General features: G+C 53.2%; 20 protein-coding genes. 16 read left to right on the forward strand and 4 right to left on the reverse strand.

The window, feature by feature from the left end; all coding sequences use genetic code 11:
* The first annotated feature begins 2 nt into the window (after nucleotides 1-2).
* Nucleotides 3-1,121 carry an NAD(P)/FAD-dependent oxidoreductase gene (locus KNP86_RS03475; RefSeq protein ID WP_214752848.1) on the forward strand — a complete coding sequence of 373 codons (1,119 nt, stop codon included), beginning with the start codon at nucleotides 3-5 and terminating at the stop codon, nucleotides 1,119-1,121.
* Between the two features lie 71 nt (nucleotides 1,122-1,192).
* Here KNP86_RS03475 and KNP86_RS03480 read toward each other — a convergent pair whose 3' ends face one another.
* Nucleotides 1,193-1,756: a TetR/AcrR family transcriptional regulator gene (locus tag KNP86_RS03480; protein WP_214752850.1), complete on the reverse strand. Its 564-nt coding sequence runs from the start codon at nucleotides 1,754-1,756 to the stop codon at nucleotides 1,193-1,195.
* A 121-nt stretch (nucleotides 1,757-1,877) separates the two neighbouring features.
* Between KNP86_RS03480 and KNP86_RS03485 the strand changes: the two genes are divergently transcribed.
* The 6 genes from KNP86_RS03485 (at nucleotide 1,878) to KNP86_RS03510 (ending at nucleotide 11,560) form a co-directional block, all read left to right on the forward strand.
* Entirely contained in the window at nucleotides 1,878-2,750 is an 873-nt protein-coding gene (locus tag KNP86_RS03485; protein ID WP_214752852.1) for an ABC transporter ATP-binding protein, read from the forward strand.
* Nucleotides 2,751-3,548 carry an ABC transporter permease subunit gene (locus tag KNP86_RS03490; RefSeq protein ID WP_214752854.1) on the forward strand — a complete coding sequence of 266 codons (798 nt, stop codon included), beginning with the start codon at nucleotides 2,751-2,753 and terminating at the stop codon, nucleotides 3,546-3,548.
* A gap of 66 nt (nucleotides 3,549-3,614) precedes the next feature.
* Entirely contained in the window at nucleotides 3,615-4,427 is an 813-nt protein-coding gene (locus KNP86_RS03495) for an aldo/keto reductase (protein WP_034777450.1), read from the forward strand.
* A gap of 217 nt (nucleotides 4,428-4,644) precedes the next feature.
* On the forward strand, nucleotides 4,645-5,394 hold the full coding sequence (locus tag KNP86_RS03500; protein WP_034777451.1) for a TspO/MBR family protein: 750 nt from the start codon (nucleotides 4,645-4,647) through the stop codon (nucleotides 5,392-5,394).
* Between the two features lie 278 nt (nucleotides 5,395-5,672).
* Complete coding sequence (gene gltB / locus KNP86_RS03505; RefSeq protein WP_214752856.1) at nucleotides 5,673-10,112, forward strand: glutamate synthase large subunit; 4,440 nt, start codon at nucleotides 5,673-5,675, stop codon at nucleotides 10,110-10,112.
* A complete protein-coding gene (locus KNP86_RS03510) occupies nucleotides 10,109-11,560 on the forward strand; it encodes a glutamate synthase subunit beta (protein ID WP_214752858.1) in 1,452 nt (483 codons plus the stop codon). Before gltB ends, KNP86_RS03510 begins: the two co-directional genes overlap by 4 nt.
* Nucleotides 11,561-11,709: 149 nt before the next feature.
* Here KNP86_RS03510 and KNP86_RS03515 read toward each other — a convergent pair whose 3' ends face one another.
* From KNP86_RS03515 to KNP86_RS03525, 3 genes are all read right to left on the reverse strand, one after another.
* Nucleotides 11,710-13,029, reverse strand: a complete 1,320-nt coding sequence (locus KNP86_RS03515) for a Na+/H+ antiporter family protein (protein WP_214752860.1) — start codon at nucleotides 13,027-13,029, stop codon at nucleotides 11,710-11,712.
* A 148-nt stretch (nucleotides 13,030-13,177) separates the two neighbouring features.
* Nucleotides 13,178-13,888, reverse strand: coding sequence for a YebC/PmpR family DNA-binding transcriptional regulator (locus KNP86_RS03520; RefSeq protein WP_214752862.1), 711 nt, complete (start codon nucleotides 13,886-13,888; stop codon nucleotides 13,178-13,180).
* A 79-nt stretch (nucleotides 13,889-13,967) separates the two neighbouring features.
* Nucleotides 13,968-14,414: a MarR family winged helix-turn-helix transcriptional regulator gene (locus KNP86_RS03525; RefSeq protein ID WP_034777458.1), complete on the reverse strand. Its 447-nt coding sequence runs from the start codon at nucleotides 14,412-14,414 to the stop codon at nucleotides 13,968-13,970.
* Nucleotides 14,415-14,799: 385 nt separating this feature from the next.
* Between KNP86_RS03525 and adhE the strand changes: the two genes are divergently transcribed.
* From adhE to KNP86_RS03570, 9 genes are all read left to right on the forward strand, one after another.
* Nucleotides 14,800-17,391, forward strand: coding sequence for a bifunctional acetaldehyde-CoA/alcohol dehydrogenase (adhE, locus tag KNP86_RS03530; protein WP_214752864.1), 2,592 nt, complete (start codon nucleotides 14,800-14,802; stop codon nucleotides 17,389-17,391).
* Between the two features lie 140 nt (nucleotides 17,392-17,531).
* Nucleotides 17,532-18,734: a zinc-binding metallopeptidase family protein gene (locus KNP86_RS03535; RefSeq protein ID WP_034777462.1), complete on the forward strand. Its 1,203-nt coding sequence runs from the start codon at nucleotides 17,532-17,534 to the stop codon at nucleotides 18,732-18,734.
* Nucleotides 18,735-18,821: 87 nt separating this feature from the next.
* Nucleotides 18,822-19,733 carry an alpha/beta hydrolase gene (locus KNP86_RS03540; protein ID WP_214752866.1) on the forward strand — a complete coding sequence of 304 codons (912 nt, stop codon included), beginning with the start codon at nucleotides 18,822-18,824 and terminating at the stop codon, nucleotides 19,731-19,733.
* A 139-nt stretch (nucleotides 19,734-19,872) separates the two neighbouring features.
* On the forward strand, nucleotides 19,873-20,619 hold the full coding sequence (locus KNP86_RS03545; protein ID WP_214752868.1) for a DeoR/GlpR family DNA-binding transcription regulator: 747 nt from the start codon (nucleotides 19,873-19,875) through the stop codon (nucleotides 20,617-20,619).
* On the forward strand, nucleotides 20,616-21,545 hold the full coding sequence (gene pfkB, locus KNP86_RS03550; protein WP_034777465.1) for a 1-phosphofructokinase: 930 nt from the start codon (nucleotides 20,616-20,618) through the stop codon (nucleotides 21,543-21,545). Before KNP86_RS03545 ends, pfkB begins: the two co-directional genes overlap by 4 nt.
* Nucleotides 21,542-23,449: a PTS fructose transporter subunit IIABC gene (locus KNP86_RS03555; RefSeq protein ID WP_214752870.1), complete on the forward strand. Its 1,908-nt coding sequence runs from the start codon at nucleotides 21,542-21,544 to the stop codon at nucleotides 23,447-23,449. The genes pfkB and KNP86_RS03555 overlap by 4 nt, the downstream gene beginning before the upstream one ends.
* 133 nt (nucleotides 23,450-23,582) lie before the next feature.
* Nucleotides 23,583-24,104 (forward strand): GNAT family N-acetyltransferase, encoded by a 522-nt coding sequence (locus tag KNP86_RS03560; protein WP_034777467.1) that lies wholly within the window; start codon nucleotides 23,583-23,585, stop codon nucleotides 24,102-24,104.
* A 198-nt stretch (nucleotides 24,105-24,302) separates the two neighbouring features.
* Entirely contained in the window at nucleotides 24,303-24,695 is a 393-nt protein-coding gene (locus KNP86_RS03565) for a hypothetical protein (RefSeq protein WP_161787531.1), read from the forward strand.
* Between the two features lie 86 nt (nucleotides 24,696-24,781).
* Nucleotides 24,782-25,249 (forward strand): SRPBCC domain-containing protein, encoded by a 468-nt coding sequence (locus KNP86_RS03570; RefSeq protein WP_214752872.1) that lies wholly within the window; start codon nucleotides 24,782-24,784, stop codon nucleotides 25,247-25,249.
* Nucleotides 25,250-25,381: the final 132 nt, after the last annotated feature.

Consider the following 25,381-nt stretch of genomic DNA (forward strand, 5'->3'; position numbering starts at 1 on the left):
TTATGAAAAAAGTGATTGTGATTGGATCAGGAATCGTCGGCATCTCGACCGCGTACCATCTGGCCGGGAAGGCCGACGTCACCGTCATCGACCGTAAAGAGAAGGGCCGTGCGACCGACGCGGCAGCAGGCATCGTCTGCCCGTGGATCGCCCAGCGCCGGAACAAGGCGTGGTACGCGCTCGCCAAAGGGGGCGCTCACTACTACGCGACCGTCGTGGACGATTTGAAGCGAGAAGGTGAGACGGAGACCGGCTATAAACGCGTCGGGACGCTCGCCTTGCACGAAGACAAAAAATTGAACGAGATGCAAGAGCGAACGGCGCTACGCCGTGAAGAAGCCCCGGAAATCGGCGATTTGACCCGGATGACGGCAGAAGAAGCGAGAGCGCTGTTCCCGCCGCTCTCGGACGAATATGACGCCCTTCTCGTCGAAGGAGGGGCACGCGTCGATGGGGAGAAGTTAAGAGCGGCGCTCGAACGGGTCGCCGTAAAACGCGGTGTGACCTTGATTGACGGTTCGGCCGTGCTCGTTGAAGAAAACGGCTATCATGTCGAATGTGATGGTATCCGCTTTGAGGCGGATGAAATCGTACTCGCCTGCGGGGCGTGGTTGCCCGAGTTGATGGAACCGATCGGGTACACGGCCCGTGTCGCCGGGGAGAAGGCGCAAATCGTGCACGTGCAGCTACCTGATACGGACGCATCCGACTGGCCGGTCGTCATGCCGCCGCGGCGCCGCTATTTGCTCGGATTTGAAGAAGGACGAATCGTCATCGGCTCGACGCATGAGCGGGACAAGGCGTTCGACGCACGACCGACGGCGATCGGGATTCATGAAGTGCTCTCAAAAGGGCTAGAATCGGCCCCGGGACTCGCTGAGGCCGAACTGATTGAGACGCGGGTCGGCTTCCGCCCGGTCACCCCGAACTCGATCCCGATTCTTGGCCGCGTGCCTGGAGCGGAGCAGTTGCTCGTCGCGAACGGTCTCGGCTCGTCCGGTTTGACGGTCGGCCCGTTCATTGGGAAAGTGCTCGCCGATCTCGTTCTGACAGGGGACTGCGAGCTCGATCTATCACTCTATCCAATCGAGGAATCGGTGTTTAGAACGAAAGACAGCTAATCATAAGGACGGAATATAAAAAGTCGCCTATCCCTTCTTACACACACATGAAGGGGAAGGCGACTTTTTAGTTATTTCCGGATGATGCCGTGAAGGAAAAATCGGAAATAGTCTTGCATCGATTCGGTCATCGGTGACGTCGACAGGCTCGGGTCGGACAAAATCGCCTGCTGCACAAGTTGGACGTAGCGTAAGTACGAATCGGTCGACAGCTCCGGGTCGATGGCCCCGCTCGTCTTCCCGTACTCAATCAATTGCCGGAATGCGGCGTAGCCTCGTCCTGCCAACTGTTGCCACGAGGCGTCCGCTTGAATCATCGAAGTGATCGTCTCGTCGAACAGCCCGGCCGTCTCGATTTTACGAGACAAAATCTCGATCAGCAATTGATCGAACGGGACGGTGTCAGTGATTTGTGACTCGATCCATCCCATCTGTTCCTCCGTCATTTCGGTCAAGACGGCGACAATCACTTGTTCTTTGGAGCCGAAGTAATTATAAATCGATACCGGTGAGACCGAGGCGGCGCGAGCAAGCTCACTCACCGTGAAACGGGACTGCTTCTCGTTCATTAGCCGAAAGGCGGCGTCTAAGATTGCTCGTCGTTTCGTTTCAGTTCGTTTTGTGAATCCATCCATGATGACCCTCGCTTCTCTAATGTTTTGTAATCAATATACCATTTCCATTTCAAAAAATAACGTGATATACTAGTTTTGTAATCATATATATAATAAATTTCAAAACTAAGGAGTGAGTGCGGTGATTCAAATTAAAGGACTGACGAAGCGTTTCGATGCGTCACACGGCATCTTCGACGTGTCGTTCACGGTCGAGCCGGGAACCGTGTTCGGATTTATCGGACCGAACGGGGCGGGGAAATCGACGACGATTCGTCACTTGATGGGGTTGCTCCACGCTGAATCGGGTGTCGCCTCCGTCATGGGACATGATTGCTGGAATGAGAGTGAGACGGTGAAGGCGCTTGTCGGCTATTTGCCTGGCGAAATCAATTATCCACAGGACATGACTGGGGAAGATGTCATCCGACTGACTCGGAAACTTCATGTGACGAGCGCGGAGCGCGAACGGAAGTTGCGTGACGTGTTCGCCTTCGATACGTCACTCAAAGTGCGCAAGATGTCGAAAGGAATGAAACAAAAACTTGCCATCGTCACCTGCTTCATGAAAGATGTGCCGGTTTATATTCTCGATGAACCGACGAGCGGGCTCGACCCGCTCATGCAGGAACGGCTCGTCGATTGGGTCATCGCTGAGAAAACAGCGGGCAAGGCGGTCTTGATGAGTTCCCACCACTTCCCGGAGATGGAGAAGACGTGTGACCGGGCCGCACTCATCCGTGATGGTCGGATGATCATCGAAGCGGAGATGACCGAGTTAAAACGGCATAGTCAGAAGACGTATCGGATCGAATTGATGGACGAGGCGGCAGCAATGCGGTTGAGCGAAGAAATCGGTTCGCGTGACGGTGTGGTCGTCACCGTCACTTTATCGACGGTCGAAGAGTTGAACGACTTGATTCATCGACTCGCCCGTCACGAAGTCCAATCGTTGTCGAGCGGCACGGACGAACTCGAGCATCTGTTCATGCAATATTATGGGGAGGCGAAATAAATGGTTCTCATCTCGGCACTGTTTAAACAAAATCGTAGCTGGATTCTTGGGTACTCGCTCGGGACGAGCCTCTACTTGTTCTTTTTGGCGGCGGTGTTCCCATCCATCCAAGAGACGGGGCTGATTGAAGGAAAGTTGGATTCGTTGCCACCCGAGTTGCTAGAAGTGTTTAAAATCGACCCGAACTTGGCGATAGACAACGTCATCAATCTGCTCGCGGGCAATTACTATGGGCTCATCTTTTACGTATTGGCCATCCTGTTCGCGCTCACGTTCGCCTCACGGCTCATGGCTAAACCGGTCGATTCGGGTGAGGTCATGCTTTATTTGGCCGCACCGATTTCACGTGGCGGTTACGTGACGGCTAGTATGGTGTTGCTTGTGATCGCGAGTGGTATGCTCGTCGGGTTGAACGGGCTCAGTCTGATGCTCGCCAACGTGTTGTTTGATTTACAGATCGACATCGGCTTACTGTGGACGCTTCAGTTGAACGCAGGATTGATTCTAGTCGTCCTCGGTGCGCTCGCCTATGTTCTCGCAAGCCTGTTCGACGACAGCACACGGTCATATATGGTCACAGGTGGGATTTTCGCGCTCTTCTTGATGGCGAACGTCTTCTCGGGATTTAGTGACCAGCTCGACTGGTTGAATACGTTATCGATTTTCTCGTTGTTTGACGCCAACGCTCAAATCCAAGGGGAATCAGCGTTTCGTTCTTTCATCTGGTTGGGGGGACTTCTCATCGTCGCCATGCTGTTGTCTTATGGACGTTTTACCCGAAAAGATTTGACGATTTAGTTTTTCGAAATAGAATGACGGGTATGATACAATCAGCTCGAACAGTTTTGAAAGGGGAATGATTGTATGCAACTCGCAACGTTACGCAACGGTGTCAAAATTCCAATGATCGGCTTTGGGGTATGGCAAGTCGACAACGAGACGGAGGCGCCACAGGCTGTCGCCGAGGCACTGAAAGTCGGATATCGCCATATCGATACGGCAGCCGTTTATAAGAATGAAGAAGGCGTCGCCAAAGGGATTCAAACATCTGGCGTCGCTCGTGAAGATATCTTTTTGACGTCGAAGATTTGGAACGAAGATATCCGCCAGCGCCGGACGAAAGAAGCGTTTGACGAATCACTCGCTCGACTCGATACGGACTATTTGGACCTCTGCCTCCTCCACTGGCCAGTCGACGGGTTCGTCGAGGCATGGAAAGATTTGATTGACCTCTATGAGGCCGGTAAAATCAAGGCGATCGGGGTGTCGAACTTCAAAGAACATCATCTCGAAACGTTGAAAGAAGCGGGTCTCATGACGCCCCTCATCAATCAAATCGAGTTGCACCCGCAACTGCCGCAACCGGACCTCGTCGAGTATTGCCAAGACGAGGGCATTCAAGTTGAGGCTTGGAGCCCGCTCATGCAAGGGAAGTTCCTCGACATCCCGACTTTCGCTGAGATCGCGGAGAAACACGGCAAGACGCCGGCTCAAGTCGTGCTTCGCTGGCATTTGGACACGGGGAATGTCGCGCTTCCGAAATCCGTCACACCGCACCGCATTCAAGAGAACTTCGAAGTGTTCGACTTTGCGCTCGATGCGGACGACTTGGCGAAAATCGATGCCGTGGCGACACATGACCGTCTCGGTCCCGACCCGGACGAGATCGACTTCTAAACAATTGATGTTGTCGCCCACCTACTTAGGTGGACGATCCCGAATGCGGTGACACTGCCGCTTCTTCGACACGACTCCGGTTAAGGCCGGAGTCGTTTTATTATGTGTCCAGCGAGTTATTCAGGAGCTAGTCCGGATGTGTATGAGCGTTGGCACATGGGTATAGAAAACTATGCTAATAAAGGAGGTGTCAGGTCTTCTTCGGAGGATCGTACTTATGGACTTATCAAAATGGCCTTTAATCAACTGGCTGGCGTTTTTGGCGACGGTCGTCATCAACTACTTCGCGAGCGGTGAAAATGCGGCCGTGTCGGACCGAATCGATATTTACTTCAAACCGGCGGGCTACGCGTTCTCGATTTGGGGCGTGATTTATATCGCGCTCGCCGTCTGGCTCGTCTTGCAACTGAAGAAAGGGTCGGTTGCGAACCGGCAGGCGAATCGGATGAAAGCGGGCTTTCTCGTCTCGTGTATCTTGAACGGCCTCTGGTTGCTCACGTTCACGAACGAGTGGTTCATCGCTTCGCTCGTTGTCATGATCGCATTTCTCGCGACGCTCGCCTGGCTCTATTACATCGCCTTCCGGACGTCGACAAGTTGGCTCGACCGGTTCCCGTTCTCGATTTATATCGGCTGGGTGTCCGTCGCGACGATCGTCAACGTGTTCGTCGTCATGAACCGAGAAAATGTCACCACGTTGCTCGGGCTCGACGAACTGGCTTGGACGTCGCTCATGCTCATGGTCGGTGTTGTCCTCGCACTCGTCTTCATGTGGTGGCATCGTGACTTCATCTATCCGCTCGTCTTCGTCTGGGCCTACGTCGCCATCTTCGCACGAATCGACAATGCGACGCTTTATGTCGTCCTCGTCAGTGCCTTGATTTTGCTTACCCTCGGCTATGTCGGCTTGATCATTTGGAAAAAGCCACGGGCATTCTTGCATCACTCACGAAAAACGGTTGAATAAGGTCGAAAGCAGAAGCGGTAGCTCAATAGACTACCGCTTTTTTTGCGAGAATATTTGAGTTCTTATGAACCTATATATCAATATATTTTATGGATAATTATTCTTTATGCATTATAACATGTTTTCAAAAATTGCTTGATAACGCTAATGAATCCGCTTACATCGATATGGTGGTGGACGTGAATTATGCATAATGGTATACAAGCCCCTTGATTTATCAGAATATTTAGAACAAAATAAAATTTACGAAACAAGATCGAGAGAGAGGGGTTGATTCGATGAAGCGAACAGGCTTGTACGATTCACGATTCGAAAAAGACGCATGTGGCATTGGGCTATATGTCAACCTAAACGGAGAGAAGAAACACGACATTGTCAGTAAATCATTATCGATGCTCTGTAAGCTGGAACACCGGGGCGGGCAAGGCGTCATCGATGCCGGAGACGGCGCGGGGATCATGACCGAGCTACCGCACGAACTGTTCCTCGAGACGATGAATTTGCCGACACCAGGTCGCTACGCGGTCGGGATGGTCTTTTTCCAACCTGACGAATCACGGCTGCAAGAAAAGCAACGGCAGATGGAAGCGATTGCCGATGAGTTTGACTATGCGACCATCGCCTGGCGTGAGGTCCCGGTCGATAGTCTGGCCATTGGGGAACACGCCCGGGTGACACAGCCGACGATTTATCAATGGTTCGTTTCTTGCCCATTCGCAGACTACGACTCGAACGAGCGGACACTCTACCAACTCAGACGGACGATTGAGAAGAGCGAAGACTTGAATCTATACATGCCGAGTTTATCGACGAAGACGATCGTCTATAAAGGGATGCTGACGCCTGAACAGATCGAGCGGTTTTATCTCGATTTGCAGGCGCCGTCCTTTAAGAGCACGTTCGGTATCGTCCATTCTCGCTTCTCGACGAACACGTTCCCATCATGGGAGCGGGCCCATCCGAACCGCATGATTGTGCACAACGGAGAAATTAACACACTCCGCGGCAATATCGACGCGATGCGAGCGCGCGAAGGCGTGACATCGACCGATTTGTTCGAGGACGTGAATCAGCTGTTCCCAGTCCTTCAAGAGACGGGCAGCGATTCGTCGATGCTCGATAACGCCTTCGAGTTCTTTACACGGACCGGACGTTCCATCGCTCATACGGCGATGATGCTCATCCCTGAGCCGTTCGCAGAAGTGAAAATAGATCCGTTCAAAAAAGACTTCTACCAATATCATTCATCGATCATGGAGCCTTGGGATGGACCGACTGGTGTCGTCTTCACGGACGGCCGTCAAATCGGCGCCATCTTAGATCGGAACGGACTACGGCCGATGCGTTACATCGAGACGCTTGATGGCGAACTCATCTTGTCGTCTGAGAGCGGCGTCATTCCCGTACAAGCCGAGAACGTGAAGTCGAAACAGCGACTTCGTCCAGGCCAGCTCCTATTGATCGACTTAGAATCGAAACGCCTCATCCCTGACGCGGAAATCAAACAGACGATCGCGCGCGCCGAGCCGTACGGTAAATGGTTGAAGCAGATGACTAAGCTTGAAGAGTCTCCGGTCGAAGAGCCGTTCGTCGCCGAACTGCACCGGAAACAGCGGGCGTTCGGTTACACGAAAGAAGATATTGAACAATATCTCGTCCCACTCATTCTTGAGAAGAAAGACCCGATTGGTTCGATGGGTCATGACCAACCGGTCGCGGTCTTGTCTGAACGGCCACGCTCATTGTTCCATTACTTCAAACAGCACTTCGCCCAAGTCACGAATCCGCCAATCGATGCATTGCGTGAGAAGATCGTCACGGCCACGTTCACGTGGCTCGGACCACTCGCGAACCCGGTCCACACCGGTCGCGGTCATGCGCGTCGCGTCTGGCTTAAACATCCGTTCCTTGATGCGGCCGCGGTCGAACAAGTGAACGAGACGCTTCGCGTCGAACGGGTCGAGACGACATACGAACACGACCTCGAGGCTGCCCTTGAGACGTTGTTCGAACGTGTCGAAGGGCTCGTCCGCGATGGGGCTGAAGTCATCATCTTGTCAGACCGAAGCATGAACGAAAACCTGCTGGCGATGCCGTCGCTCCTCGTCTTGAGCGCCGTCCACCAACATTTGATTCGCGTCAATCTTCGCGCGTCGTGCAGTCTCGTCGCTGAGAGTGGCGAAGTGCGTGAAGTGCACCAAGCGGCCGCCTTGATTGGATACGGCGCAGACGCCGTCTATCCGTATCTCGCCTATGCGACGATTGCCGAGGCGGTCGAGGACGGTCAACTGCCATACTCGTTCACAGAAGCCGTTCGCCGCTATCAGACGGCATCGGTCGATGGCATCGTCAAGATCATGTCGAAGATGGGGATCTCGACCGTACAAAGTTACCGTGGGGCCCAAATCTTTGAGGCGGTCGGGATTGACCGTGCCTTGATCGAACGCCATTTCCGCGGGACGACATCACAGTTGTCCGGTGTCGGTTTCACTGAACTCGAAGAAGAGTCGCGCCGCCAGCATGAAGCTGCCTACGAGCGGGAACGACCGCTTGAGGCCGGAGCCGATTTCCAGTGGCGCGCTGATGGGGAAGAGCATGCCTTTAACCCGAAGACGATTCATTTGCTCCAGCGGGCCTGCCGCGAGAACGAGCGCCGGTATTATGACGCCTACGTCAAACTCCACGAGTCGTCAGGCCAATTCTTACGTCAATTGTTCGCGTTCAAACAACAAGATGCGATTTCGATTGATGAAGTCGAGTCGGTCACTTCGATCGTCAGCCGCTTCAAGACGGGAGCAATGTCGTTCGGATCCTTATCGAAAGAGGCGCACGAGACGCTCGCCATCGCCATGAACCAAATCGGCGGCAAGAGCAACTCAGGGGAAGGCGGGGAGGACCGGAATCGGTTCACACCTGATGAGGACGGCAGTGAACGCGTCAGTCGCATCAAGCAAGTCGCAAGTGGTCGTTTCGGTGTGACGGCCGAATATTTGTATCACGCCGATGAGATTCAAATCAAGATGGCGCAAGGTGCGAAGCCAGGTGAGGGTGGACAATTGCCAGGGAACAAAGTATATCCATGGGTCGCCGAAGTGCGCGGCTCGGTCCCAGGTGTCGGACTCATCTCGCCACCGCCGCACCACGACATCTATTCGATTGAAGATTTGGCGCAACTGATCTTCGACTTGAAGCACGTCAACCCGAACGCGAAAATCAGCGTCAAACTCGTCTCGAAGTCAGGCGTCGGGACGATCGCGGCCGGTGTCGCCAAAGCGAACGCCGACACGATTGTCATCAGTGGCTATGACGGAGGAACCGGGGCGTCACCACGGACATCAATCAAGCATACGGGACTCCCGTGGGAGCTCGGTTTGCTCGAGACGCATCAGACGCTCGCGTTGAACGGACTCCGGGGCCGCGTCACGCTCGAGACCGACGGCAAGCTCATGACCGGGCGTGATATCGTCCTCGCCGCCATCTTCGGCGCCGAAGAATACGCGTTCGCGACGGCGCCGCTCGTCGTGCTCGGTTGTATCATGATGCGGGCGTGTCACCTCGACACGTGTCCGGTCGGTGTCGCCACACAAGACCCGGCCTTGCGCGCAAAGTTCATGGGCAAACCCGAACACGTCGTCAACTTGATGACGTTCCTCGCCGAAGACGTGCGAGAGATATTAGCCTCGCTCGGTGCGAAATCGCTCCGTGACGTCATCGGCCGGACCGACTTGTTAGAGGAAAGCGTCTGGAAACAAGAACATCCGAAAGCGAGAACACTTGATTTGGCACCGATGCTATCGATTCCGACAGCGTTGCCGGAAAAAGAAGAGTTGCCGCATCCGGCCTATCAGTCGTATGACCACCGAAAATTGATCCCGGCCGTATCACGCTCGATCAAGTCGCTCCAACCGACGTTCTTCGTCGGCCGCGTCCGCAACACGGACCGCGCCGTCGGGACGATGCTCGGGCATGAAGTGACGAAAGTGCATGGCAACGTCGGTCTCGCCGAGGATACGATTTCACTTCGCCTCAGCGGATCGGCCGGCCAAAGTTTAGGGGCGTTCCTGCCGAGCGGGATCACGATCTCAGTCATCGGTGACGCGAACGATTACGTCGGGAAAGGCTTGAGTGGTGGAAAACTCGCCGTCATCGCCGAGAAACATGCCCCGTTTGAAGAGAGCGAACAAGTCATCGCTGGGAACGTCTGTCTCTACGGCGCGACGTCTGGGATGGCGTTCTTCAACGGTCATGTCGGAGAACGATTTGCCGTCCGTAACTCGGGTGCGGTCGCTGTGACAGAAGGCGTCGGCGATCACGGCTGTGAGTACATGACTGGTGGGACGGTCGTCGTCCTCGGTACGGTCGGTCGTAACTTTGGGGCCGGGATGTCGGGCGGAGTGGCCTACCTTTACGGGGACCAGGCGTACGAACAACTTGTCAACGAAGAGCTCGTCTCGATTGATCGAGAGTTGACCGATGAAGATGCCGAACAGATTTACGCGTTGCTCGAGATGCACCAGTTCCATACGGACAGTGTGAAAGCGAGAGCCGTACTTGAGGCGTTTGAGCAAGAACGAAAACGCTTCGTCAAAGTCGTACCGCGTGACTATGCGAACGTACTTGACGTCATGCGTCACATCGAGGCGACGCGTCCGGAATTGAGTGACGCCGACCGCGCCCTCGAACTATTCCGCGTCGTGACTGAAGGAGGGGGAGCATGAGACATAAATTTATCGATATCCCACGGGAGACATTGCCAGAACGTTCTGTCCTCGAACGGATTCATGATTACAGTGAATACGCTTCACGGATGGAAGACGGACCGATCGTCAAACAAGCCGAGCGTTGCATGGATTGTGGCACCCCGTTCTGTCACGTCGGGGACATGATCGGTCAAGAGACGATCGGCTGTCCGATCCACAACTTGATTCCCGAATGGAATAAGCTCGTCTCGGATCAAGATTGGTATCGGGCCTACGAACGATTGATGGAGACGAACAACTTCCCAGAGTTTACGGGGCGTGTCTGTCCGGCCCCATGTGAAGGGTCGTGTACGCTCGGCATCAGCGAGGATCCGGTCGCGATCAAATCGATCGAACGGACGATCATCGACCGCGCGTTCGAGGAAGGTTGGGTCAAGCCACGTCATGTCAAGAAACGGACCGGACATCGTGTTGCCATCATCGGCAGCGGGCCGGCCGGACTCGCGGCGGCCGATCAATTGAACCAGCTCGGTCATGCGGTCACAATTTATGAGAAAGCGGATGAGGCGGGCGGCCTGTTGTTCTATGGCATCCCGAACATGAAGCTTGAGAAGGACGTCGTCCGTCGTCGCGTACGGCTACTCGAGGCAGAAGGGATTCGCTTCAAGACGGGCGTCAACGTCGGGACCGATGTGACGATTGAGTCACTCCGTCACACGTACGATGCCGTCATTCTCGCGACAGGGGCTCAAAAACAACGGACGCTCGGCATCGATGGGGATGATGCCACAGGCGTCGAGCCGGCGATGGATTATTTGACGGAATCGACGCGGGTGCTCGGCGGGAAATCGCTCGACGCTCGATACGACGCGAACGGGAAAGACGTCATCGTCATCGGTGGCGGAGACACGGGAGCGGACTGCGTGGCGACGGCGATCCGTCAAGGCGCCAAGTCGGTGACGCAGTTCGGGAAACACCCGGAGAAAGGCATGTTCCGGGCGCCGGAGCGGCCATGGCCGCTTCAACCGGACACGTTGTCGACTGATTACGCTTATGCGGAAGCAATCGAACACTTCGAAAGTGACCCGCGTACGTATTTAATTCGTTCGAACCGGGTCATCAAACAAGGGGATCAGGTCGTCGGGATTGAGACGGAACGGATGGAGAAAATCGTCAAACCGGACGGACAGGCGACATTCTTCGTCGTCGACGGTTCGGTCGAGACGTATCCAGCCGATCTCGTCCTTGTCGCCATCGGGTTCGAACGACCGGAGCGAGAGCTCCGGAAAGTCGGCATCGAGGCGAACCATGACTATACGTCGAACGTCGAGGGTGTGTTTGTTGCAGGGGATGCGAGACGGGGACAAAGTTTGATTGTTTGGGCAATCCGAGAAGGTCGCGAGGTCGCGGATACCGTCGACGGATACTTGAACACTTGTCAACAACAGCTAAAAACTTCATCATAAAAAGGAGCGACGAATTCGTCGCTCCTTTTTACATGGACATTTAGGAGGAGTCAGAAATGATTATCGAAATCCTCATGTACACCGGGGTTTGGTTTTTACTCGTGCTCGTCTTGCTCGGCACGATTTACGCTCGGCGCAATCGGAAGTGATTACAACACCATGGCGGCGATCAAGCCGAAGACGATGAGCGGAATGTTGTAGTGGAGGAACGTCGGCCACACCGTCTCACGCAAGTGGTCGTGTTGACCGTCGGCGTTCAAGCCGCTCGTCGGTCCGAGTGTCGAGTCACTTGCCGGGCTACCAGCATCACCGAGTGCACCGGCCGTCCCGATGATGGCGATTGTCGCCTCGACCGAGAAACCGTATTGGATGCAAAGCGGGACGAAGATGGCCGCGATGATTGGAATCGTCGAGAAACTCGAACCGATTCCTAACGTGATCACGAGTCCGACGAGGAGCATGACGAGCGCGGCGACAAATTGTGAGTCGCCCATGATGCCGCTTGCGCCACTGACGAGCGGATCGATGGCACCGGTCGCGCGGATGACGGCGGCAAAACCGCTCGCTGCAATCATGACGAAGCCGATGAAAGCCATCATGCGCATCCCGCTCGTGAAGATGTCGTCTGCCTCTGACCAAGGGATGAGGCGAAGCAGCGTCAACAGGATGAGTCCTGAGACGGCCGATGCGATCATCGATTCGGTCTGAAGTTGAACGACGAGCACGACGAGGACGACGGCAGCTGTGAGCCAGATTTTGAGCGGGCTCAACGTCCGAATTTCGTAATCAGTAGGCCCGAGTTGAATCGTATCGTACGTCCGCGGCTTCCGGTAGTGGAAGAAGGCGGTGACGAGACCGACGAGCATCCCGAGGGCTGGGATGGCCATGATGCTGACAATATTGACATCACCGACGGCCATGCCGTTCGTTTCCACGTTTGGTAGCAAAATCTCATTCAAGTAAATGCCGCCGAATCCGACCGGAAGTAACATATACGGCGTGACGAGACCGAACGTGAGGATCGTCGCCACGAGCCGGCGGTCGAGCTTCAACTCGTTAAAGAGCACGAGGAGCGGCGGGATGACGATCGGGATGAACGCGATGTGAATCGGTAATGCGTTCTGCGAACTGATTGCTAGTAATAAGAGGAACGATAGCAACAATGCCTTGACCCGGGTCACACTTTTGCCTGTGACGTCGCGGCCTGACATGCTGATTAACTTTTCAGCCAGGACGTCTGGGAGCCCTGTTTTTGATAGACCGACGGCAAATGCGCCGAGCAACGCGTAACTGAGGGCGATTGTCGCACCTCCGCCGAGCCCGTCACTGAAGGCGGTCAACGTCTCATTAAACCCGAGACCTCCGACCAGACCACCGACGACCGCGGCAAGGATGAGCGATAAGACGATGTGAACTCGACTGATCGCAAGAGCGAATAATACGATAACAGCTAATAAGACAGCATTCATCAATTCCAACACCTTTCTTTCAAAACTCTTTCTCTTGTTATCACTTTAATATGATAAAGACTTTTGAAATTTAACATACGTTTTTCGGGTTGTCAAATCGATTGTTCAAAAAAAGCGATAACTCCGAAAAGTTATCGCTCGTTCATGATCATTCAACGTTATGGTACACCTGGCGCACGTCTTCAAGATCTTCGAGGACGTCGAGCAGTTTTTCGAACTGTTCTTTCGACTCGTCGTCGAGGGTGATCTCGTTTTGTGGCAACATCGTCAACTCGGCGACTTCAAACGTCTCGATGCCTGCAGCTTTGAAAGCAGTCTGGACGGCATGGAACGCTTCTGGTTCCGCATAGACGATAATCGTCTCATCTTCTTCGATGACATCGCGAACGTCAAGATCGTGCTCCATCATGAGTTCGAGTACGTCGTCGGCGCTCATGCCACTGACACCGATGACGGCCGTCGCGTCGAACATGTAAGCGACCGACCCGCTGACACCCATGTTGCCGCCGTTTTTGCCGAAAGCGGCGCGGACTTCAGACGCCGTCCGGTTGACGTTGTTCGTGAGCGTGTCGACGATGAGCATCGAGCCGTTCGGTCCGAACCCTTCATAGCGGAGTTCATCGAAGTTCTCTTCGTCGCCGCCTTTCGCTTTGTCGATGGCGCGGTCGATGATGGCGCGTGGGACGTTGTATGTCTTCGCCCGTTCAACGACGAATTTGAGCGCTTGGTTTGATTCTGGATCTGGTTCCCCTTGGCGGGCGGCTACGTAGATTTCACGGCCGAACTTCGCATAAATGCGACTCGTATTGGCGTCTTTTGACGCCTTTTTCTCTTTAATGTTGTTCCATTTACGACCCATTACATGTCATCTCTCTTTCCATTGTTCGATTGATTCATCCTCGATTATATAAGAAGACGTGGATATTGACGAGTAAAAATCATCCCTCGCTCTTATCCATCTTCTCGACGATCTCCGTCAACGTCTTCAGGCTGTCGATCAATCGATCCGTCTCTTCCTCGTCTAAAAAAGCGAGGCGGTCCTCGAACAAGCGTCGAAACGAGTCGCGACGCTCGCGAAGAACGAGCTCACCTTTGTCGGTCAACTGGTTCCAGATGACACGGCGGTCACGCTCGTCCGGCACGCGGGTGATGTAGCCCTCATCGACGAGCTTCGTGATGAGCGGCGTCACGTTCGGCGGGGCGATCGATAGCGTCTCGCTGATGTGTCCGTTCGTCACGGCACCTTCATCCTCAATCAACATGAGGAGATGAAAGTGGGAAAAGTTCAAGTTTGGGATTTGCGGGAGGTCGGAACGGCGTAACAACTTCCTGCGGATTAATGGGATCAGTTTTACGAACTGATCGGCTGCGTCTTGTCTCGGCATAGTCATGTCACTTCCTAATTAGGTTCTTTCTTCATTATACACGACCGAGGGCGGGGTAGACGACCAATCCTTGTTGCGTGACAAATTGCACAGCACATCAGACAAACAGGCGTCACAATATATGTAAGCGTTTACATTTGTTAGACTTCATCTTTTCATGAAAACGCATACGATTTTACTGAGCGTCCTATCAAAAAGCAAGACCTATCCTCATTCTTCAAAAAAATATTGTGAAAGAGTTCACATTGTTGTCACGCACAAATTGTTGGAAACGTTGTATTCTATGAATGTGAAGGAAAGCACAAACTCTTATCAAACCACTGATCGCCCCGTGCTCTCCATCAAGTCAGCAGTATAAGCTCTCATTCATGAGGAGGAACCCAACATGGCAGTTAAAGAGAAAGCAGTAGTGGAAACATCAGCAGAACAGATGGTCGACACGCTCGTCACACGAGCACATACAGCGCTCGACACGTTAATGACGTTTGATCAAGAGAAAATCGATGCGATCGTTCAGGCGATGGCGCTAGCCGGTCTCGAACAACACGTCGCACTCGCGAAACATGCATATGAAGAAACTGGTCGCGGTGTGTTTGAAGATAAGATGATCAAAAACATCTTTGCGACAGAATATATTTATAACTCACTCCGTGGTGAGAAGACGGTCGGCGTCATCGAAGACGATGAGCAAAACGGCATCACGTACATCGCGGAACCAGTCGGTGTCGTCGCCGGGGTAACACCGGTCACGAACCCGACATCAACGACGATGTTCAAAGCAATCATCGCCATCAAAACACGTAACCCGATCATCTTCGGCTTCCACCCGTCGGCACAACAGTGTTCAAGTGAAGCGGCCCGCATCCTTCGTGACGCAGCCATCGAAGCCGGCGCACCGGAACATTTGATTCAATGGGTTGAAAAACCGTCACTCGACGCGACGAAAGCGCTTATGAACCACCCAGGAGTCGCCATGGTCCTCGCAACAGGCGGTGCGGCGATGGTCAAATCAGCCTATTCAACTGGTAAACCGGCCCTCGGTGTCGGTCCTGGTAACGTTCCAGCCTACATCGACAAGACAGCAAAAGTAAAACGTGCCATCTCGGACGTCATCTTGTCGAAAACGTTCGATAACGGGATGATCTGTGCATCTGAACAAGCGATCATCGTCGACCAAGAAGTTTACGAAGAAGTGAAAGCCGAAATGACGGCGCTCGGTTGCTACTTCTGCTCACCAGAAGAGAAAGCAAAACTCGAGACACTCGTCATTAAAACAGACTCTTGTGCGGTAAACCCTGAAATCGTCGGGAAGCCTGCAGCCTGGATCGCCGAGAAAGCTGGACTTAGTGTTCCGGCCGACACGAAAATCTTGATTGCCGAACTCGAGACGGTCGGCGCGACAGAATTGCTCTCACACGAGAAACTTAGCCCAGTACTCGGAGCCTACAAAGTCCAATCGCGTGAAGAAGGTTTCGCCATCGCTGAGAAGATGCTTGAAATCGGTGGTCTCGGTCATACGGCAGCCATCCACTCGACAGACGACGACGCCATCCTCGCATTCGGACTCCGGATGAAAGCTTGCCGCATCATCGTCAACTCGCCAACGGCACACGGCGGGATCGGTGACCTCTATAACGAAATGACACCATCACTCACACTCGGTTGTGGGTCGTACGGTAAAAACTCCGTCTCTGAGAACGTGACGGCGAAACATCTACTCAACGTGAAAAAGGTGGCGAGACGTCGCGTGAATATGCAATGGTTTAAAGTCCCTGAAAAGATTTACTTTGAGAAAAACTCGGTCCAATACCTTCAATCGCTCACATCAAAAAAACGGGCGATGATCGTTACAGATGAAATGATGGTCAAACTCGGATTTGCCGATAAAGTCGTCAAAAACTTGCCGGCTGGTGTCGAGTACCGCATCTTCGACCAAGTCGAGCCAGACCCATCGGTCGAGACGGTCATGCGTGGTGCCGAAGCAATGCGTCACTTCCAACCAGACATGATTATCGCACTCGGTGGTGGATCACCGATGGATGCCGCGAAAGGGATGTGGCTCTTCTACGAACGCCCTGAAGAGAAGTTCTCGAACCTTCGCCAAAAATTCATGGATATCCGCAAGCGGACGTACAAGTTCCCGACACTCGGCAACAAGTCGATGTTCGTCGCCATCCCGACAACATCAGGTACGGGTTCTGAAGTGACACCGTTCACGGTCATCACAGATAAGAAACGCAACGTCAAATACCCGATCGCTGACTATGCGATCACACCGGACGTCGCCATCGTCGACCCTGAGTTCGTCATGACGGTCCCAGCTTCAATCACGGCTGATACAGGTATGGACGTGTTGACACACGCCATCGAAGCTTACGTTTCGGTCATGGCAAACGACTATACGGATGGACTCGCGCTTCGTTCGATGAAGATGATCTTCGATTACCTCCCGAAAGCGTATGAGAACGGCAGTGACGCCGAAGCGCGTCAGAAAGTCCACAACGCATCGACAATGGCTGGTATGGCGTTCGCGAACGCGTTCCTCGGTATCAACCACTCGATCGCACACAAAATCGGTGGCGAGTTCCATGTCCCACACGGACGGACGAACGCGATCCTTATGCCGCACGTCATCCGCTATAACGCGACACGCCCATCGAAACTCGCGGCGTTCCCGAAATATGAGTCATTCATCGCCGACGAGCGTTACGCTGAAATCGCGCGCTACCTCGGACTTCCAGCCAGCACGACGGAAGAAGGCGTCGAGTCGCTCATCCAAGCGATCATCGAGCTCGGTCAGCGCTTGAACATCAAGCTCTCGTTCAAAGCCCAAGGCATCAAGAAAGCGGACCTCGACGCGAAAATCGACAAGATGGCAGTCGACGCGTTCGAAGACCAATGTACGACGGCTAACCCGAAAATGCCGCTCGTCGAAGAATTGAAAGAAATCATGTACGCTGCTTACGAAGGCGTATAAGTCTTACAATATCTAAACGGTTTCCCTCCTAAGAGGGAGGCCGTTTTTTCTTGAAAAATAAATATACAATTGTCAGATCACTTAATATAATAGGATAATACAACCATTTATTGGTGAGTTTTTTTTATGGAGATACGTAGATGACCATTATGTACAGCCTACTGTCGGCACTATTTACTATTTTTCTTTATTTCAATCCGGCCTCGGCAACAAGTCCTTATGAGACGGCTGAATATTTTGCTTCATACGATCGGGTCGCAGAAAGCCATGAAAATGTCGAACTGTTCGAGTCGTTAGGTATCGGTGTTTCTGACGAGACTTCAGTCGATATGAAACGTGAAATTCATTACGCTCCGCTCAACACGAATTGGCCGACTATAACGATTGATGATGAATTTTACGATGGGTACGCGACAATTCCATTTGAAGAGACAATTGAAGGGGAACTGCTTCATTTGGAATGGGATGCCCCGATACCTGATGTGGCTGGAAGAGTCATCGTCCTACCGACGACCGACGTATCTTATGAAGCGATGGAAGATGCGTATGAAATCGATTATTACGGAGAAGTCCTTAATGACGAGGCAGCGAATCGCTATCTTACAAAATTAGCCGAAGCGAATGCGGCAGGTTATCTCATTACGCCACACCCGGATGCTCCGGAAGAATATGGATTCGCTTACGTTTCAGCTGCACTTCGCTTGAATGGGGCCGGGGTCGACCGAATAACAGCCGAGTCTTTCCAAGACGGTCAAACGGTTGCGATTGAGCCGTTCACAGACGAAATTCCTTACGTAGAGTTTACGCAACCTGGCACGACTGACAAAGAAGTGATTGTCATGGCCCGACTTGAGGGAAGCTGGTATGGCGATCACGCTCTCACTGGGTTAGGTGGTGCATCCGTGCTCTACCATACGCTTCAAGCGATGGATGACGTAGAGACGGATGCAACGGTCCGCTACGTTTTCTTGAATGGAACTGGGGATGGATACGAATCAAGTACGCACTATTTGCAGATGCTTCAAGATCGAGGTACGACGCCGCGTGTCATCATGTTACTTGATATACTTGGTACAGGGGAGACGAATCGATTCTTCAAAACAAGTGGGATGACGACATATCCGTTTATGGAGGGGATTGGTTTTGGCCCTGTCGAAGTGAAGAGTCTAGGCGTATCAATCTTAGATGAGTACAAGCAAGCCGGGTTCCCAGTCATCTCCGTCAATGATTCTGTCACAGCCCATAACGACGTTTATACAGATAAAGACACAATCAGTCGTCTTTCTGACGAGGCGATGCGTGATCACGTTAAATGGCTCAGCGAGTGGTTAACTCTCCAATAAGAAGTAAGACCGTCACATATGGGGCGGTCTATTCTTTTACTCGAAACGGATCCATTACTTCGGTATGATGAAAGGGGAGGCGATACGATGGAACGACAACTGAATGTGACAACGAATTATGGACAACTGGCCGGTACGTGGATGACCCACGGCGAGCCCCGAAAGACGGTCGTCCTGCTCAGCGGGAGCGGGCCGAGCGACCGGGACGGCAATTTGGGACCATCCCAATTCGGCACATATAAAAAGCTGGCCGAGGCGCTCTTTGAGATGGGTGTCAACGTCTACCGCTATGACAAACAAGGCATCGGTGCATCGGACGGTGATTTCAATAAAGTCGGGCTGCACGATTTGGTGACAGATGCGATCACCGTCGTCAACGCCATCAAACAGGAGCCGGACGCAGGGGATATGTATGTGCTCGGTCACAGCGAAGGGGCCGTCATCGCCCCGGCTGTTCAGCTCGAGACGAATGCGGCCGGGCTGATCCTTCTCGCCGGATTCAACGATTCCTCGAAGAAGATGTTCTTGCTGCAAGCCGACGCACTCGCAACTGAAGTCGGTTCGGTGAAAGGACTCAAGGGCGTGTTCTATCGATTGACCGGCGTCCCGAAGAAGATTCGCCAGCGCCAAGACGATTTGCTCGAACGGTCGCTGCGGACGAACGTCGCCGCCTTCAAGTACCGCGGCCAAGTCGTGAACGCCAAATGGATTCGCGAGCATGCCTCGTACGACGTCCGCGAACGGCTCGAACATGTGCGTGTTCCCGTGCTCGCTCTCACCGGTGATCGCGACGTCCAAGTCCCACCGGAACATGTCCACTCGATTCGGACCAAAGGGGACGTCGACAGCCACATCATCCACGACATGAACCACTTGCTCGTCGAGCGGACGAGCCCGCACTCGCTCCTCACGCTCCATAAGGAATATCGGGACGCCATTGAGGCGCCGCTACACCCCGAACTCATCCGCCGATTGAACGATTGGTTGATGAAACGATAACGAACTGTCAAAAACGGTCACTTAGTGACCGTTTTTTATGTTATAATTGTGACAACGTAAAAAAAGATGAATGTTTTTGAATGTTTATGATTGTTTTTTAAATGAAAACGCTTTATATTAGAGCTACGGAGGGAATACGATGTTAACGAAACAACGACATCAACTGATTTTGCAACGTCTGTCGGAGCAAAAGATCGTCAAATTGAAAGAATTGGTCGAGTTGACGGCATCGTCGGAGTCGACGATTCGCCGGGATTTGACCGACCTTGAAGCCGAAGGTTATCTCGAACGGGTTCATGGCGGTGCAACGCTCGTGGCCCGCTACGAAGAAGAGCCGACGTTCGAGGAGAAACGAGATCAACACGTCGATGAAAAAGTCGCGATCGCACGGAAGGCCGCGACATTCATCGAAGACGGGATGTCCGTCTATCTCGATGCCGGGACGACGACGCAAGCGATGGTTCCTTTCTTAAACGGAAAAGACGTCATCGTCGTGACAAACAGTTTACCGATCGCCAACGACTTGTTCGACCTCGATATTAAAACGTTCGTGATCGGCGGCGAGTTGAAACGTTCGACACAAGCGCTCGTCGGTTATAATGCTCGCGAGAGCATGATGAACTATCGGGTCGACCTCGCATTTCTCGGAATTAACGGCGTCGACGTAGAAGCCGGGTACACGACCCCGGACCCGGAAGAGGCACTCGTCAAAAAGACAGCGATCGACTTGGCCCGTGAGGCGTATATTTTGGCGGACGATTCAAAATTCGGGAAACGTTCGTTCAGCCGTGTGGCATCACTCGATGCAGCCACACTCGTCACATTTGGTGACACGCCATACATCAGCTCAATCCAATCAATCACAAAGGTGGTGAACGCCCAATGATTTACACATTAACCCTCAATCCCTCAATCGATTACTACGTCACTCTCCCTGAAGTCGTCCTCGGAGAAGTCAACCGGATTCAAGAGACGACACAGCGTGCCGGCGGAAAAGGAATCAACGTCGCGTTCGTCTTACGCGAATACGATGTCGACACGGTCGCGTTAGGATTCGTCGGCGGTACGACTGGAGACTTCATCAAGAAGGCGTTGACGGACAAAGGCGTCCAAACCGATTTCGTCGAAGTCGACGGACAAACGCGGATCAACGTCAAGATCCGGGCGCAAGAAGAAACGGAATTGAACGCAAGTGGTCCCGTCATCTCGGACACGGAACTTGACCGGTTGACGCGTCAATTCGATCACGTCCAACCGGGCGACATCGTCGTGCTCGCTGGAAGCATCCCGGGCAACCTGCCGGATACGCTCTACCGGACGCTCGCTGAGACGGTCCGCGCGAACGGTGCCGAGTTCGTCGTCGATACGACGAAGGAAGCAATGCTCGAAGTGCTCGCACTCAAACCGCTTATGATCAAACCGAACCACCATGAACTCGGTGAACTGTTCGATACAGACATCGAGACGTTTGAACAGGCGCTCCCATACGCGGAGCAGTTGGTCGAACGCGGTGCTCAAAACGTGATCGTCTCGTTCGCCGGTGATGGTGCCATGCTCGTCAACGCTTCAGGCGCTTATACGGCGAATACACCGAGCGGTAAACTTGTCAACTCGGTCGGCGCAGGCGATTCACTCGTCGCCGGATTCGTCGCCAACATTCTCGACCACGACGCAACCGAGGCGTTCCGCTATGCGGTCACGACCGGCAGCGCGTCTGCATATACGTTCGGGCTGTGCACAAAACAAGACGTGGACCGCTTGGTCGGCGAAGTCAGCGTCACCCCACTATCTCGATTGGAGGAAACAACATGAACATCACGGATCTTCTTAAAAAAGACACGATTCAACTGAATCTCCGTAGCCGTTCGAAAGCCGAAGTCATCGAAGAACTCGTCGACGTGCTCGACCGCGCCGGCAAACTATCGGACCGCAACGGCTATCGCGACGCCATTCTCGCACGTGAGGCACAAAGCACGACTGGACTCGGTGAAGGGATTGCCATCCCGCACGCGAAGACGAAAGCCGTCAAACAACCGGCCATCGCTTTCGGACGCTCGGAAGGCATTGATTACGAGGCACTCGACGGCCAAGACAGCCGCTTGTTCTTCATGATCGCAGCCGGAGAACACGCCAATAACGAACACTTGGAAACACTTTCGAAATTATCCGTCTTCCTTATGGACCCAGCTTTCCAAGAACGTCTCTATGCGGCCACGTCAGAAGATGACGTCATCCGGGCCATCGAAGAAAAAGAAGCAGCCGAGGCGGCTCCTGTCGCTTCGAAACCGGTTCAAGCTGATGCTCCTTACATCCTTGCCGTCACGGCGTGTCCAACAGGTATCGCCCACACGTACATGGCCGCCGACAGCTTGAAGCAAAAAGCAGACGCGATGGGCGTCGACATCAAAGTCGAGACGAACGGATCGACTGGCGTCAAAAACGAATTGACAGCAGCCGATATCGCGAAAGCGACTGCCATCATCGTCGCAGCCGACAAAGCCGTCGAAATGGATCGTTTTGCTGGCAAACATGTCATCGAAGTCCCGGTCGCCCAAGGCATCCGGAAGCCGGAAGAGTTGATCAACCGGGCCATGAAACAAGATGGACCGGTCTATCAAGCGACTGGTAAATCAGGTCAGCAAAAAGAACAGCGCACCGGTATCTACAAGCACTTGATGAGCGGTGTATCTGCGATGCTTCCTCTCGTCGTGGCTGGTGGTCTCTTGATCGCCCTCAGCTTCTTCTGGGGCATCAACTCCGCCAACCCGGATGACCCGTCGTACAACGAATTCGCCGCCCAACTTATGACGATTGGTGGCGCAGCGTTCGGCTTCCTCGTCCCGATTCTTGCTGGTTTCATCGCGATGTCAATCGCCGACCGCCCAGGTCTCGCACCAGGTCTCGTCGCCGGAGCACTCGCCAGTCAAGGGAACGCCGGATTCCTCGGTGGACTCATCGCCGGTTTCCTCGCTGGTTATGTCGTCCTCTTCTTGAAGAAAGCGCTCGCGAAATTGCCAGCCACACTTGAAGGAATCAAGCCGGTCCTGTTGTACCCGTTACTCGGTTCATTCATCTCTGGGATGATCATGCTTCTCGTCGTCAACGAACCAATCGCCGCACTCATGTCTTGGTTGATGGAGACACTTAACGGTATGAGTGGCGCGAACGCCATCTTGCTTGGTGTCATCGTAGGTGGAATGATGGCCGTCGATATGGGCGGTCCGATTAACAAGACAGCCTACGTCTTCGGTACAGCAGCACTCACTGCCGGTAACCAAGAAGTCATGGCAGCCGTCATGGCCGGTGGGATGGTACCACCGCTTCTCGTCGCACTCGCATCGACAGTGTTCGCTCGTCAAAAGTTCTCGAAACAAGAACGTGAAGCCGGGAAGACAGCATATATCATGGGTGCCTCGTTCATCACGGAAGCAGCCATCCCGTTTGCAGCGGCCGACCCGATTCGGGTATTACCGTCAGCGATTCTCGGATCTGCGATTGCAGGTGGGTTGTCAGCCTTCTTCGCTATCCAATTGCCAGCGCCACACGGTGGGATCTTCGTCTTCCCACTCCTTGAAGGAGCTGGAAACGTCGTCATGAGCATGGGACTTTACGCTCTAGCGATTCTCGCCGGAGCCTTGATTGGAGCACTCCTCCTCTCATTCTTGAAAAAACCATTGACGGAGACGCAAGCTACAACAACGCGTAACGTCGCTTGACCAGTACGACCGTAGGATTTCCTACGGTCGTTTTTTGTCAAATGATTGTCAGTCAAATCTGGAAGAAGTCTGATTTCGATTGGGTGATTTGTGGTAAAATACTTGTAAAACTTACGCTAAGGAGGGGGTACGGATGCTCATACGGAAAGCCGAGCCAAAAGACGCTTACGGGATTGCGCGGGTGAGGGTGAACGGATGGCGCACAACCTATCGGGGAATTGTGCCGGCCGACTTTCTCTTGAAGCTCGGTTCGAACGCGATCGAGTGGTCTGAAAAGGTCCGCAGCGCCCTCGCAAAACGAGAAGTCGAAGGGTTTGTCGCCATCGTCGAAGAGGAAATCGTCGGGTTCGTTCTTTACGGGGAAGAACGGACGGGCGAATATCCGGACCATCCGAATGAGATTTATGCAATTTACATTCTAGAGGACCATCAGCGTAACGGGATTGGTTCGCTATTGCTGGAGCGAGCGATTCAAGCGATGTCGAATCACGGGCTCATCATTTGGGCGCTCGAATTGAACCCTTACCGCACGTTCTATGAGCAACGTGACGGGCAGGTCATCGATGCGAAAGAGCGCTTGTTCGGGGAACTTGCCCTCCGTGAAGTCGCCTACGGATGGACAAAAGGGAATCACGACGCGATTGTCGGCGCATAATCGGACACGACTCTACTGTCGTGTCCTTTTTTTAGACTACACACAAAACAAAGGAACAGGCTAGGTGACTATGTGAACATCTATAGCATAACCAAATATCATCCTGAAACGAGAGGAAAAATTGACGAGTGGACGGAAATCACGGACATCCTCCGAACGTTTGACGGTGTCGTCTTCATGTTGGAGGAATATCTCCGCGTGGAATCGAATTACGTTGAAGCGATTGAGCGAATCATGAGTTATTTAGGAGTGAAGACATTGACTGTCTCCTATCTTGAACGACGTGATTATGCGTATCGCCCCTCTTCGAAAAGCGCGTTCAATGCGCTTTATCCAATCCGGATGAGAGATCTTCGTAAAAAAGTGAGGCCAGGGAAGGCACTGTCACGAGACCAAATCCCGAACATGCTTCGACTCATGTTAAGGAATGCGCTTTACGCTGAGTTAGAGTCTAAAGTGAATGAGTCAGACGAAGAGTATAGGTTCAAAGTGTTCTTTGGATACGACTATATGATGGGCGTCCATTCGGTAATAGATTTATCCCCGCTTCGAGACGAATTGTTGCGCATGGATATGTATCTTGAGAGTTGATTTGGCGAAGAAATTTAAGAAGAAATTTAAAAGGAAGTTCCGCACGACTGACTGTACTGTAGCACGCGCTAAAGGAGTGATCCGATATGAATCGACGCATCGATACAGCCGTGGCATGGATTGAGGCAACTCCAGAACGGATCTATCATGCATTTCTCAACTCTGATGAGCTCGTCGAGTGGCTTCCACCGAAAGGGATGTCGGCTCGTGCGACCGTGTTCGAGCCATGGGTCGGCGGCACGTATCAGCTCGTCCTCACGTATGAAGAAGCCGATCTCATCTCCGGCAAAACGACGGACCGGACTGATGTGTCGAACGGACGCTTTTTGGACCTCGTCCCCGGTCTCAAGATTGTGCAGGTGGGTACATTCGAGTCAGCAGACCCGGCCTTTGCTGGTGAGATGATTCAGACGTGGTATTTGGAGGCGCTCGATGGAGGGACGTGCGTCACAATCGTTTGTGAAAACGTACCGCCGGGCATCCAGAAACAAGATCATGATGCCGGACTTCGCTCCACGCTCGACAATCTGGCCCGCTATTTGACCAACGATTGAGACCGTTTGTTCGCTTCTTGCGAACAGACGGTCTTTTTGTGTATGACGGTTTGTCAAATTAAGCGCAACACTTCCTCGGTGAAGGCCTCGTGTGCGGTTCGCCAGCCGAGGCATTTCCTCGGTCGCCCGTTG

The sequence above is a fragment of the Exiguobacterium sp. s16 genome, assembly GCF_018618115.1.
In the GTDB taxonomy this organism is placed as follows: Bacteria; Bacillota; Bacilli; order Exiguobacteriales; family Exiguobacteriaceae; genus Exiguobacterium; species Exiguobacterium mexicanum_A.